The organism is Streptomyces fodineus, assembly GCF_001735805.1.
Classification (GTDB): Bacteria; Actinomycetota; Actinomycetes; order Streptomycetales; family Streptomycetaceae; genus Streptomyces; species Streptomyces fodineus.
In genome coordinates, this window is record NZ_CP017248.1 from 3,114,280 (window position 1) to 3,127,142 (window position 12,863).

The 12,863-nt window shown below is 70.6% G+C and carries 8 protein-coding genes and 5 pseudogenes; 5 read left to right on the forward strand and 8 right to left on the reverse strand.

Going from position 1 to position 12,863, the window contains the following annotated elements:
- Window positions 1-11: 11 nt before the first annotated feature.
- The 3 genes from BFF78_RS12555 to rpsO form a co-directional block, all read right to left on the reverse strand.
- On the reverse strand, window positions 12-1,391 hold the full coding sequence (locus BFF78_RS12555) for a M16 family metallopeptidase (protein ID WP_069778411.1): 1,380 nt from the start codon (window positions 1,389-1,391) through the stop codon (window positions 12-14).
- The gene (locus BFF78_RS12560; RefSeq protein ID WP_069778412.1) at window positions 1,388-3,607 is read right to left on the reverse strand and encodes a polyribonucleotide nucleotidyltransferase; all 2,220 of its coding nucleotides are present in this window, start codon (window positions 3,605-3,607) and stop codon (window positions 1,388-1,390) included. The genes BFF78_RS12555 and BFF78_RS12560 overlap by 4 nt, the downstream gene beginning before the upstream one ends.
- Before the next feature lie 316 nt (window positions 3,608-3,923).
- Window positions 3,924-4,211: a 30S ribosomal protein S15 gene (rpsO, locus tag BFF78_RS12565; RefSeq protein ID WP_053664877.1), complete on the reverse strand. Its 288-nt coding sequence runs from the start codon at window positions 4,209-4,211 to the stop codon at window positions 3,924-3,926.
- A gap of 362 nt (window positions 4,212-4,573) precedes the next feature.
- Between rpsO and BFF78_RS12570 the strand changes: the two genes are divergently transcribed.
- Together BFF78_RS12570 and BFF78_RS43155 are read left to right on the forward strand one after the other, a co-directional pair.
- The gene (locus BFF78_RS12570; RefSeq protein ID WP_069778413.1) at window positions 4,574-4,900 is read left to right on the forward strand and encodes a DUF397 domain-containing protein; all 327 of its coding nucleotides are present in this window, start codon (window positions 4,574-4,576) and stop codon (window positions 4,898-4,900) included.
- Between the two features lie 85 nt (window positions 4,901-4,985).
- Window positions 4,986-5,404 (forward strand): annotated as a pseudogene (locus BFF78_RS43155) (type VII secretion protein EccC); the annotation flags it as partial.
- Window positions 5,405-5,543: 139 nt separating this feature from the next.
- Here the strand turns inward: BFF78_RS43155 and BFF78_RS12575 are convergent.
- The 5 genes and pseudogenes from BFF78_RS12575 to BFF78_RS46145 form a co-directional block, all read right to left on the reverse strand.
- A complete protein-coding gene (locus BFF78_RS12575) occupies window positions 5,544-7,634 on the reverse strand; it encodes a protein kinase domain-containing protein (RefSeq protein ID WP_069778414.1) in 2,091 nt (696 codons plus the stop codon).
- Window positions 7,635-7,668: 34 nt separating this feature from the next.
- Window positions 7,669-9,453 (reverse strand): outer membrane protein assembly factor BamB family protein, encoded by a 1,785-nt coding sequence (locus BFF78_RS49220; RefSeq protein ID WP_335755387.1) that lies wholly within the window; start codon window positions 9,451-9,453, stop codon window positions 7,669-7,671.
- A gap of 77 nt (window positions 9,454-9,530) precedes the next feature.
- Window positions 9,531-9,914 (reverse strand): annotated as a pseudogene (locus BFF78_RS49225) (protein kinase family protein); the annotation flags it as partial.
- A 9-nt stretch (window positions 9,915-9,923) separates the two neighbouring features.
- Window positions 9,924-10,844: a protein kinase family protein gene (locus BFF78_RS12585; RefSeq protein ID WP_069778415.1), complete on the reverse strand. Its 921-nt coding sequence runs from the start codon at window positions 10,842-10,844 to the stop codon at window positions 9,924-9,926.
- 124 nt (window positions 10,845-10,968) lie between these two features.
- The gene (locus tag BFF78_RS46145; RefSeq protein ID WP_159032996.1) at window positions 10,969-11,118 is read right to left on the reverse strand and encodes a hypothetical protein; all 150 of its coding nucleotides are present in this window, start codon (window positions 11,116-11,118) and stop codon (window positions 10,969-10,971) included.
- A gap of 607 nt (window positions 11,119-11,725) precedes the next feature.
- Between BFF78_RS46145 and BFF78_RS50130 the strand changes: the two are divergent.
- From BFF78_RS50130 to BFF78_RS50135, 3 pseudogenes are all read left to right on the forward strand, one after another.
- Window positions 11,726-11,851: pseudogene (locus tag BFF78_RS50130) on the forward strand (type VII secretion protein EccE); the annotation flags it as partial.
- Window positions 11,841-12,239, forward strand: a pseudogene (locus BFF78_RS12590) (hypothetical protein); the annotation flags it as partial. The pseudogenes BFF78_RS50130 and BFF78_RS12590, both read left to right, overlap by 11 nt.
- A gap of 365 nt (window positions 12,240-12,604) precedes the next feature.
- A pseudogene (locus BFF78_RS50135) lies at window positions 12,605-12,661 on the forward strand (hypothetical protein); the annotation flags it as partial.
- Window positions 12,662-12,863 lie beyond the last annotated feature (202 nt).

Genomic DNA, 12,863 nt, shown 5'->3' on the forward strand with positions numbered 1-12,863 from the left:
TACGGGAGTGATTAGGCGACGGCGTCGTGCAGCCGCGCGGCCTGCTTGTCCTTCAGCGGGCCGATGACCGACAGCGACGGGCGCTGTCCCAGGATGTCGCGGGCGACCGAGCGGACCTCGTCCGGGGTGACCGCCGCTATCCGGTCCAGCATGTCGTCGACGGACATCTGCTCGCCCCAGCACAGTTCGCTCTTGCCGATACGGTTCATCAGCGCGCCGGTGTCCTCCAGGCCGAGGACGGTGGAGCCCTGGAGCTGGCCGATGGCGCGGGCGATCTCGTCGTCGGTGAGGCCGTTGACGGCGACATGGTCGAGTTCGTCGCGGCAGAGCTTCAGCACGTCGTGCACCTGGCTCGGCCGGCAGCCGGCGTACACCCCGAACAGGCCGCAGTCGGCGAAGCCGGAGGTGTACGAGTACACGCTGTAGGCGAGGCCCCGCTTCTCCCGGACCTCCTGGAAGAGGCGGGAGGACATGCCGCCGCCGAGGGCGGTGTTGAGCACGCCCATGGCCCAGCGGCGGCCGTCGGTGCGGGCGAGGCCCGGCATGCCGAGGACGACATGTGCCTGCTCGGTCTTGCGGCCGAGCAGTTCGACCTTGCCGGACGTGCGGATCGTACGGCGGCCGTCGCGCGGGGTGATCGGCTGCGCGTCGAGGTCCCTGAGGGCGCCCGCCTTCTCGAAGGCCGCGCGGACCTGTCGTACGACCTTGTTGTGGTCGATGTTGCCGGCGCAGGCGACCACCAGGTGGGTGGGGTCGTAGTGCTTCTTGTAGAAGCGGCGTATGCGGTCGGCGGTGAGGGCGTTGACCGTGTCGACCGTGCCGAGCACGGGACGGCCGAGGGCGTTGTTGCCGAACATGGTGTGCGCGAACAGGTCGTGCACACAGTCGCCCGGGTCGTCCTCGGTCATGGCGATCTCTTCGAGGATCGCGCCGCGTTCGACGTCGACGTCCTCCTCGAGGATGAGCGAGCCGGTCAGCATGTCGCAGACGACGTCGATGGCGAGCGGCAGGTCGGTGTCGAGCACGCGCGCGTAGTAGCACGTGTACTCCTTCGCCGTGAACGCGTTCATCTCTCCGCCGACCGCGTCGAGGGCGGAGGAGATGTCCAGGGCGCTGCGTTTCTGCGTGCCCTTGAAGAGCAGGTGCTCCAGGTAGTGCGTGGCGCCGTTCAGAGCCGGGGTCTCGTCGCGGGAGCCGACGTGCGCCCAGATACCGAAGGTCGCGGAGCGGACCGAGGGCAGGGTCTCGGTGACGATGCGCAGGCCGCCCGGGAGGGTGGTCTTGCGGACCGTACCGATGCCGTTCTGGCCCTTGATGAGGGTTTGGGTACGGGCGACGGCCCGCGCCTCCGAAGAGGGGCGGGCCGTCACCTTGGAGCTACGGGACGTCACTGCTCGGCGTCGTCCTTGTCCGAGTCGTTGCCTTCCTCGCCCTCGATCACGGGAACGAGGGAGAGCTTGCCGCGGGAGTCGATCTCGGCGATCTCGACCTGGACCTTCTGGCCCACGCCGAGGACGTCCTCGACGTTCTCCACGCGCTTGCCGCCGGCGAGCTTGCGGATCTGCGAGATGTGCAGCAGACCGTCCTTGCCGGGCAGCAGGGAGACGAACGCACCGAAGGTGGTCGTCTTGACGACCGTACCGAGGTAGCGCTCGCCGACTTCGGGCATCGTCGGGTTGGCGATGCCGTTGATCGTGGCGCGGGCGGCCTCGGCGGAGGGGCCGTCGGCGGCACCGATGTAGATCGTGCCGTCGTCCTCGATGGTGATCTCGGCGCCGGTGTCCTCCTGGATCTGGTTGATCATCTTGCCCTTGGGGCCGATGACCTCACCGATCTTGTCGACCGGGATCTTGACGGTGATGATCCGCGGGGCGTGCGGGCTCATCTCGTCGGGCCGGTCGATGGCCTCCATCATCACGTCGAGGATGTGCAGGCGGGCGTCGCGGGCCTGCTTGAGGGCCGCGGCCAGGACGGAGGCCGGGATGCCGTCCAGCTTGGTGTCGAGCTGGAGGGCGGTCACGAACTCCTTGGTGCCGGCGACCTTGAAGTCCATGTCGCCGAAGGCGTCCTCCGCACCGAGGATGTCGGTGAGGGTGACGTAGTGCGTCTCGCCGTCGATCTCCTGGGAGATCAGGCCCATGGCGATACCGGCGACCGGGGCCTTCAGCGGCACACCGGCGTTCAGCAGCGACATGGTGGAGGCGCAGACCGAGCCCATGGACGTCGAGCCGTTGGAGCCGAGGGCCTCGGACACCTGACGGATCGCGTACGGGAACTCCTCGCGCGTCGGCAGCACCGGCACCAGGGCGCGCTCGGCGAGCGCGCCGTGGCCGATCTCGCGGCGCTTGGGGGAGCCGACGCGGCCGGTCTCACCGGTGGAGTACGGCGGGAAGTTGTAGTTGTGCATGTAGCGCTTGCGGGTCACCGGGGAGAGGGTGTCCAGCTGCTGCTCCATGCGGAGCATGTTGAGGGTGGTGACGCCCAGGATCTGGGTCTCGCCACGCTCGAACAGCGCGGAGCCGTGCACCCGCGGGATGGCCTCGACCTCGGCGGCGAGCGTACGGATGTCCGTCACGCCACGGCCGTCGATGCGCTTCTTCTCCTTGATGACGCGCTCACGGACCAGGGTCTTGGTCAGCGAGCGGTACGCGGCGGAGATCTCCTTCTCGCGGCCCTCGAACTCCGGCAGGAGCTTCTCGGCGGCCAGGCCCTTGACGCGGTCCAGCTCGGCCTCGCGCTCCTGCTTGCCGGCGATGGTGAGCGCCTGGGCGAGCTCGGGCTTGACCGCGGCGGTCAGGGCCTCCAGGACGTCGTCCTGGTAGTCCAGGAAGATCGGGAACTCGCCGGTCGGCTTGGCCGCCTTGGCGGCGAGGTCGGACTGGGCGCGGCAGAGCACCTTGATGAAGGGCTTCGCGGCGTCGAGACCGGCGGCGACGACCTCCTCGGTCGGCGCCTCGGTGCCGCCCTCGACCAGCTTGAGGGTCTTCTCGGTGGCCTCGGCCTCGACCATCATGATCGCGACGTCGCCGTCCTCCAGGACGCGGCCCGCGACGACCATGTCGAAGACGGCGTCCTCGAGCTCGGTGTGCGTCGGGAAGGCGACCCACTGGCCGCGGATCAGCGCGACGCGGACGCCGCCGATCGGGCCGGAGAAGGGCAGACCGGCCAGCTGCGTGGACGCGGACGCGGCGTTGATCGCCACGACGTCGTACAGGTGGTCGGGGTTGAGCGCCATGACCGTGCAGACGACCTGGATCTCGTTGCGCAGGCCCTTCTTGAAGGACGGGCGCAGCGGGCGGTCGATCAGGCGGCAGGTGAGGACCGCGTCCTCGCTCGGCCGGCCCTCGCGGCGGAAGAAGCTGCCGGGGATCTTGCCGGCGGCGTACATCCGCTCCTCGACGTCCACCGTGAGCGGGAAGAAGTCGAGCTGGTCCTTGGGGTTCTTGGAGGCGGTGGTGGCCGACAGCACCATGGTGTCGTCGTCCAGGTACGCCACGGCGGAACCGGCGGCCTGCTTGGCCAGGCGGCCCGTCTCGAAGCGGATCGTGCGGGTGCCGAAGGCGCCGTTGTCGATGACAGCCTCGGCGTAGTGGGTCTCGTTCTCCACTAGCGTTTTCTCCGTTACATATCGTCTTTCGCCCCTTGGCTGCCCGTGTGGCAGGGGGACGGTGGTGGAGAAGCGCGCCGTCTGGTGCGGGCCGGTCTTCGATCGAAGCACCCGGGGCTCGCTTCCCCCGGGGGCCACTACCGAGGACCGGCGGCGGCGAGGTGCGCTTCTCGTTCTTCGTTGTCGTGCTGTGTCGTACGTATTGCGTTGTGCTACCACACTACAAAGCGTCGGTGACACTCCGCACGTTTCCGTATGTACGACGAAGGGAGCGGTCCCCGGGTGTGGTACCGGGAACCGCTCCCTTCACGGCGTACTACTTGGCGCCCGCCGCGCCACGGCGGATGCCGAGGCGGTCGACCAGCGTACGGAAGCGCTGGATGTCCTTCTTCGCCAGGTACTGCAGAAGGCGGCGGCGCTGACCGACCAGGATCAGCAGGCCACGACGGGAGTGGTGGTCGTGCTTGTGGGTCTTGAGGTGCTCCGTCAGGTCGGAGATCCGACGGGAGAGCAGAGCGACCTGGACCTCGGGGGAGCCGGTGTCACCCTCCTTGGTACCGAACTCGCCGATGATCTGCTTCTTCGTAGCGGCGTCGAGCGACACGCGTACTCCTCATAGTCTGTTAAGTGCCACCGAGTGCCCCCGGTCTACGTCTCGGGGGAGCTTCCGTTACTCGGGAGGCGGGATCCGCTGGGCGCGGCCTCCAGAGTCCTTCACAGAGGGCTCCGGGGGTGCGTACACAAACGGCCGTCACTCAGGGTACCAGCACGCTTCGGCCGTCCGTGTCACCGGCTGCGCCGGGCGCCGCGGACCAGGACGAGGACGGCGGCCGCACGTCCGCCCCCGGTTTCCGGCCCGCCCTTCCTAGAGGCGATGACCAGGCGGTTTCACGGTACGCGCGCGTGGCCTCCCAGTAGGGTGACGAGCGCAACGCAGTCCGTATTGCCGAAGGGGGCCGCTTCACCATGGCCGAGACACAGGGCACGAGCGCCGGGACTCCGGCGCCGGAATCGCAGGAAGACGTCAAGGCGCGCAAGGAGCGGGAGCGGGACGAGCTGTACGCGCTCGACATCTCCGGCGTGGAGTGGCACTGCGCGCCGGGTACGGAGGAGCACGAGGAGCGGGTCGAGATCGCGTACCTGCCGGACGGGGCGGTGGCGATGCGCTCCTCCCTCGACCACGGCACCGTGCTGCGCTACACCGAGGCGGAGTGGCGGGCGTTCGTACTGGGGGCGCGGGACGGGGAGTTCGACCTGGAGCCCAGTGAGCGCAATGGGGGGCTCGGGGCATAGGGAACGGAACGTGCGAAGGGGCGGCACGCACGCGTGCCGCCCCTTCGTGCAGGTCGGCCGGCGTCGGGGACGCCGAGGGCGGCACGTCCCGGACATCCCGGGTTCCGGCTTCCTGAAGTTCGGCACGGACGAAATGGTCGCTTCAAGGCGGCGTACGTCTCCGGCGTGTACCGCTCGGGCCCGCAGCGCGCGGCGCTGGGCGGCGGCCCGCTGCCGGTGGACCGGCGTCCGGTGTCGTTCACGGCCACCGAGGTGCCGGTGCGGTACACCGCCATTCCTCGGCAGCGCACCGATTCCGCCCCCGAGGCCGACGAGGCGCCGGCCGACACGGTCCTCGACGTGATCATGCGCCGGCTGGAGGCACAGGGGCCGGCGGCGCACCAGGTGCGGCTGCCGCCGCTGGAGAGCCAGCCCTCGCTGGACGCGCTGCCGCCCGGCCTCGCGGCGGTACCGGGCCGCGGTCTGACCCGGCCGGATGGACCACCACATGACGGCCCTGGCCGACCTCATTCGGCGTCCGCTTCATCATCGCGCGCTCGTCCGCGGGCGCCGGCCGCGCCGCCTACGAGCCGTTCATGCCGCGCATGAAGGAACTCGTTGGTGGACCTGGAATGTGGAGTACTGACGTCGTCGTCCAGGAGGCTCAGAAGACCGGGAACGCGATGAGGGAACCGTTGGCGGTGGCGAAGGCCCGGTTGCCGCCGACCGCGAGGCTGACCGGGATCTTGAGACCGAGGAACGAGGGAAAGTCGTAGGTCCAGCCCTCGGAGCCGTCCTTGATGCTGAGGGTGCGTATCGTGGCGATGTCGTACTGCTCGTCGATCACCCAGGCGCCGCTGCCCTGGACCAGCACCGGTCCCTGGCCACCCCTCGACGACGACCACTGGTCCTGGCCTCCGCCGAGGGGGAACTGCCTGACGTTTCGGCCGATGGTCGTGTACACGAAGTTGCCCGAGACGTCGGCAGGCCCCCAGTCCGGCGGCTCCGCGTACGCGTCCGTCTCCTGCCAGAGTTCCTTGCCGTCCGAGATCCTCCGTGCGGAGAACGACTTGCCGTTGAGGTACACGACCCCGTTGCGTGCCACCGGAACGAGTTGATTCTTCCTCGCCTGGTTGAACAACGCCCACAGAGTGCGGCCCGTCTTCGTGCTGACCGCCAGGGCGTGTCCGCTGGTGGTGGATACGACCAGCGTTCCGCTGTCGGCCGCGCCTTGGGGGTGGACGCCGGTCCTGAACTGCTCCGGTGGCGACATGGTCCAGCGGATCCTCGCGTCGGAGCGCCCCACCGAACGCAGCCGGTGGTCCTTCGTCACGACGTACACCGCATCCTCATCGGCGGCCAGCAGCGCCTCGGCATCGGCCTTCGCCGTCCACTTCGGCTCGCCCGTGGACGGGACGAAGGTGTGCAGTGTGCCTTCCTCGTCGGCGGCCACGAGCAGACGGTCGGAGAGTGAAAGGTAACGGCTCGTCATCCCCATGTGCGAGGCCTGCCAGAGGCGCTTGCCGTCGACGACGTTGAACGCCGCGATGCCGCCGGACGCGGCACCGGCGATGATGACGTCCCGGATCGGCAACGGGGCCGGCGAGTCGGTCGCCACCGCCACCTCGTGCTTCCAGAGCGGTTTCACGGGGTCACCGACGATGTAGTCGCCGTCGTCGGCCGAAAGGACGCGTGCCGCCGGTGTCTTCACCGCGGGCGGGATGGTGAACAGGTCCTTGCTGCCCGGGCCGCTGTCTCGCAGCAGCCACCATCCCGTGCCGCCGGTCGCCGCGAGCAGCGCGCCGCCGGCCGCGAACCCGGTGAGGACTCTTCGCCGGCTCGGCGCCGCCCCGGCCTGCGTCGTGGCCAGCGGCGCGGTCAGTTCCCGGACCTCACGCTCCCGCTCCCCGATCACGTCCGCCACAGGCCCGCGCTTCCATACCGTGGCGGCCTTCCTGGGCAGGGCGAAGGCCCCGGTGATCTGATCGGGCGTGGGCCGCCCCGCCGCCTCCTTCGCGAGACAGGGGGCGATGAGGGCGTGCTGCTCCGGTGTGAGGCCGTGCCAGCGCGGTTCGCCGTGGACGACCTCGTACTGGACGGCGGCCACGTGCGTTCCTTCGAACGCCCGGTGCCCGGTGGCCGCGTACACGAGGACGGCGCCGAGGGAGAAGACGTCGGCGGCCGCGGTGACCCTGTGCCCGAGTACCTGCTCGGGGGCGCCGTATCCCGGGGTGACCGGGATCTGCCCGGTGGTGGTGAGCGTCAGCCCGTGCTCGGGCCGCGCGATACCGAAGTCGATGACCCTCGGGCCGTCCGAAGTCAGGACGATGTTCGGCGGCTTCAGGTCGCGGTGGACGAACCCGGCGGCATGGATGTCCCGCAGGGTACGGGCGACGGACACGGCCAGGGCGCGCAGCTGTGCGTCGTCCAGCGGGCCGAGCCGGTCCACGATCTGGTCCAGGGTCGGCCCGGCGAGGAACTCGGTGGCGATCCACGGCCGTCCGCCCTCGGTCTGCGCACCGAGCACGGCGGCCACACCCGGGCTCCGTACGGCCTGGGCCGCCAGCGCCTCGCGTACGAACCGTTGGGCGAGCCCGGTGTCGTGGGCCAGTTCGGGCCGCAGCACCTTCACGGCGGCGACGGTGCCCGTGTGGTCCTGCCCCACGTACACCTTGCCCATGCCGCCCTCGCCCAGCACACCGAGCAGCCGGTACGGGCCGAGCCGGATCGGGTCGCCGGTCCCCAGGGGTCTCATCGCTTGTCGCTTTCTCTTCTCAGCACCGATCAGCTCACCGCAGCGGGAAGGCGGCGAGGAAGCGGCCGCCCAGCGCGATGATCTCCCCCGCATTCTCATGGATCATGAATCGGTCGCCCGTGGTCCGGTAGGAGTGGGCCGGGGCATGGGAGGACAGGTCGATCGCCCACAGCCGCGACCCCCGCTTGCTGTACGCATAGTCGGATCCGACCACGGGCGCGGCCTCCAGGTCCGCGTTCGCTCCCTGCCCGCCCTGCTCCTGCCACTTGACGCGACCGCTCGCCGGGTCGAAGGCGACGAGCCCGGTCCCCTTCTCGACGGCATACAAGGTGCCGTCCTTGAGCGCGGGAAGGCCGTATGTACGGCCAGGGCGCGCGGACTTGGAGTCCCAGGCCACGCTGCCGTCGCTGAGCCGCAGGGCCCTGAGCCGGCCGGCGCCCACGTACAGGTGCTGCGCGTCGGTGACCGGAGACCGCCGTACCCGGTCCGGTTCGACGCCGTCCAGCTTGCGGTCCCAGCGGACGGTGCCCGTACGGGTGTCACGGACGACCGCGTGCACACTGCCGTCGTTGGCTTCCTGAAGCGCTACGAGGCGGTCCCCCACGACGGAGGCACCGAGGAAGTACAAGTGCACGGACTCCTTGCCCCGGCTGGGCAGTGGTGCCATCCACAGCCGCCGGCCCGTGTCGATGTCGACCGCGATCACGTACCAGGACTGGGACGGGAGGTAGCTGAGGGAGAACGTGCCGCGCCCGGCAACCACATAGGCCACCCCGTCGGCGACGCACAGCGCCTGGTTCACCGGGAGGTCCTTGAGGTCGGAGAAGTGCGCGAAGGGCTTGCCCGACTTGCCGGTGCCGACGTCGACCGAGGCCAGGGCCAGCGGGTACGCATGGGCGTCGTCGCCCTCCAGGCCGGATCCGACATAGCCGTCGTCCACGTGCGTCATCAGGATGATGCGGTCGGTGTCGTAGCCGAACTGCCAGGTGTACTCCAGGTCGTCCGATATCCAGTCGACCTTCCCGGTCCGCGCCATGACCCCGTTCAGACTGTCCCCGGCCATGAGCACCACCAGGTTGTCGACGGCGTGCAACTGCGCCGGGAAAGTGGCCAGAGGCTCGTCGGTGAAGAAGGGGTTCTTCGGGTCGGCGACCTGGATCTGCCAGAGGGAGTCCAGTTGTTTCTTCGGCAGCAGAATGTTGCTGGGCCCGGGTACGGGCTGTGTCTTCGAGCCACCGGCCCGCTCTCCCCAGGCCCACGCCCCCGCCGTCCCGGCGGCCGCGACGCCCAGTGCCGCGCCTGCTGCGGTGAACAGCAGCCGGCGACGGGACCATCGGGCGGAGTCAGCCGTCGGTGACATCACCGCTTCCTCTGCCGGAGCCGGCAACCGCTGCGGCATGACCTGCCACACCTCGGTGGCCCGCCGGCCGATGTCGGCCAGGAGCGCGTCCGGCAGGTGATCGGCGAACTCGCCGGTCCCGTCGTGCAGTTGGGAGGCGAGCCAGCCGGTCGTCGGCCGCCGGAACGGGTTCTTGTCCAGGCACTGCGCGAGCACCGGCGCCAGACTGTCGGGTACACCGCTCAGGTCGGGCTCGGCGTACTGCACCCGGTAGAGCAGATCGGCGGCCTGCCCATGCCCGAAGGGCGGATGCCCGGAGGCGGCGAAGACGAGCAGCCCGGCGAGTGCGAACACGTCACCCGCCGCCGTGTGCTCCTGACCGCCCGCCTGTTCGGGCGACATGAAGGCAGGGGTACCGACCGCGACCCCGACACGGGTGAGGTGATCGTCACCGGCGGCGCGGGCGATACCGAAGTCGATGACCTTGGGCGCCCGTACGCGGTGATGAGGACGTTGGACGGCTTGAGGTCACGGTGGACGACATCCGAGGCGTGCAGCTGGCCCAGCGCGCCGCACAGTGCCGCGCCCAGGGCCCGTACGGACGTCTCGGGCAGCGGACCGCACCGTTCCACGGCCTCGTCGAGCGGCGGGCCGAGCACGTACTCGGTGGCGAACCAGGGGGTCTCGGCCCGCGGGTCCGCCTCGACGACCCCGGCGCCGTAGCGCTCCCCCACGACTCGGGCCGCGTCGGTCTCCAGCCGGAACCTGGTGCGGAAGGCCGGGTCGGAGGCGATCCGGGCGTGCATGGTCTTCAGCGCGACGGTACGGCCGCCTGCGGTGCGCGCGAGGTAGACGGTGCCCATGCCGCCGCTGCCGAGGCGGGCGAGCGGCCGGTAGGGGCCGATCGCCCGGGGGTCGTCATGAGTGAGTGGGGAAGGCATGGGCCGTCTTCAGTTCGAGTGGGGTATCGGGTCGGCGGGCGATGCGGGGGCGGCCTCATGGGGGATCTCCGCCATGAGGACGGCCGCCGACTGATGGGCGAGGGCCGCGATGACCCGCCCGGGAAGCCGGCCGTGGGCGGTGGCACGACTTTCCGTCCCGGTGTCACCGCCCAGGGCGTCGATCAGTTCTGCCGGCTGAGGGCGGTTGCCCGGGTCACGTGAGAGGCATCGGGCGATCACCGCGCGGAAGGCGGCGGGAAGTTCGTCCCGTTCCGGTGTCGTGTACCCGGTGGCCGCGTAGGCGAGTGTCGCCCCGAGGGCGTACACGTCACCAAGGGGTTGCGGGCGCCCGCCGGATGCCTGTTCCGGCGGCAGGCTGCCCGGTTCGAGACCCGGCAGCCCTGAGCGGGAAGCACCGTCGGGCGCCGCCGCGCGCACCGCGCCGAAGCAGGAGAGACGGGGGCCGTCGGCGGCGAGCAGGACGGCCGCCGGAGATACGCCCGCGAAGGTCAGCCCCTGCCCGTGCACGACCGCCAGCGTCTCGGCGAGAGCGACGCCGAGCGCGCGTACGGTCCGCTCCGGCAGCGGACCGCCGTGTACGGCGAGGGCGGTGGGCAGCGGCAGGGCGGGCAGGTACGGGCGGGAGCACCACGCGGGCTCATCCGGACCGGCGAGCGCGGTGGCCGGCAACGCGCAGGGGCCGAGGAGATAGCGGGAGGCATCGGCCTCCGTCAGGAAGGGGCGGGGATCACTGCCGGAGAGGGGAAGGGAGAGCAGAACGGTGTGCTGACCGTCGCCGCTGCGGGCGATGTACCGCCGCTCCGGGACGGGCACCCTGGTACGGGGATCGTCCAGCGCGGTGATCAGATGGTACGGGCCCTCCCGCCGCTGCGTTTTCGCGGCTCTGCCCGGCACTTCCCCGGCGGCCACACCCGGCCTGCATTCCCCGTCCTGTTCTTCCGCTTTGCCGGGCCGGTCCCGGACGTGACCGGGGGTGGGCACCCTCCGTGCGTACCCACCCCGCTACCGCGAGGTGCCGATCGGTTCCGGCTGCCTACATGAAGTAGCCGGCGGCCTTCTTGTCGCCGCCCATGTGGTCACCGCCGGCGAGGTGCACGGCGTGGCCGATGGCGCGGAGAGCCGCGTGGATGACCCGGGCCTCATTGTCCCACTCGGTCTGCTTCTCCTGAGTGCCTGCTGCCACTTCGATGCCTTCCCGCGGTTACCGACCGCGCCGCGGCCGAGTACTGCGCCACGGGCGCTGGTTTCGGCGCCTGCGAGTGCCGGTCCGGCGGCATGCCGCAGCACACCGATCACGCCCTCGGAGTTGCTCACAGAACGCAGCACCGACCGGCCCGTGCCGGGATCCGCCTTCGCCCTGGGCACGCCGACAACTCCTCGCTGCCCGAAAGCGCCCTTCGGCTGCGCCGAGGAGACCGGCTCCTCGGCGCCGACGACCATGCCGCGCGGGACACGGGAACCGGACACCGCACCCGGCGTACGGCCCGAGACGGGCTTGCCACCCACGACGCCGTGGCGTGCCGCGCCGACAGGGCCAGTCGCTCCAGGCATTCTCCCCGGGCGTATGGGGCATCCTCGGCGTTCCACCCGTCCTTCCCCGTTCCCCGTTCGTCGAGCTGTCGACCACTGTAGTCACTGTGCAATTCGCGACCAACTGGACTCTGCGACGGTTCAGTTGCAACGGTGTGCCGAAGTGAAACCGGGTGATCGTCCTCCGTGAGGGCGCGGACCGGGTCCACCACGCCCCAGCCGACCAGGCGGCCATGGCCGGAGATGGAGCGCTCTGCCCTCTGCTCCAGGACGGCACCTTTGTCACGGCCGTGCTCCAGGTGGGGGCCGACGCGACCGCACTGCGGGCCGAGCGGAACCGGCAGCCGCTGCCGGTCGCCCTGGTGCGGGACGCGCGTCGTGCTGATCGGTGGTCTGCGGACGGCGCAGGTGCCGGCGCTGCGCTCGGCGGCCACGGGCGCCCGGGTCGCGGTGGAGACCGGGCGGCCCCAGGCCTGGATGCAGATGGTGCACGCGATGGGAGGCGGGCAGCACGGACTGTCCGTGTACGACGTCGGCCGCGTGCCGCCCCAGGGCGCCTCTGCCGGTACGCCCGTGCTGGTGGTGCGGGACTGCGGTATGCGGCCGCCGCGCGGACGCGTGGTGTCCGGTCCCTGGCAGTCGGTGCTGACCCTGCTGCCGTCGCTGCCCGACGGTGTCACCCTGTGGTGCACGGATCGTGACCGGCAGTAGGTGATGACCCAACCCACCGACGCCGAGACCGGATTGTTGGGCACACCACGCCGGATGGACTGAACTGCCCTTGCCTATCCCTTTTGTTCTTAGCCTGCGCGTTCCCTGTTCGCCGCTTGTCGGTCGATTGCTCCCTGATTCCTCCGGCAAGCCATGGGGCGGTACGGGCATTTCGGGGCACCCGTGACCCGGCGGCCGAGTGGTCAGAGGTGGGCGGGCCTGCCGAGGTACGGCTCGTGGTGATTAGGCTGGGAGCAGGCGCGCTGGCACGACCGTGGACCGATGTCGGTGTCCCAGGGGGAGGTCCACCGACTCGGACTGCCCCGAACGACCACGGACGACTCGGAACGACAAGACATGGTCGCCCCGGCACGGCATGAGGGTGCTCGACCACACCAGGAGGAACTGTGAGCAGCGATCGGGACGGGATGCGCGGGGGCTGGGCGACACCCGGCGATGACCAGCCCGACGCGGACGCCGTCGAAACCACCGGTGAGTTCACCATCGACTACGCTCCTCCGGCCTGGTACACGCAGAACGCGCCCGGCGGGGCCGGTTCCGCCGGCGCGAGCGGTTCCCCCGGGGCGAACGACTCCGGCGGCACGGCCGCTCCCGCCGCCTCCCCGGCGCCGCCGTTCTCCTCGAACACGCCGGCCCACGGGGCGACTCCGCCACCGCCCGCCGCCC

Bases quoted from the DNA above. Each gene is read 5' to 3' on its own strand.
- BFF78_RS12575 (WP_069778414.1), bottom strand. From the start codon at position 7,634: ATGAGACCCCTGGGGACCGGCGACCCGATCCGGCTCGGCCCGTACCGG.
- BFF78_RS12570 (WP_069778413.1), top strand. From the start codon at position 4,574: ATGGCCGAGACACAGGGCACGAGCGCCGGGACTCCGGCGCCGGAATCG.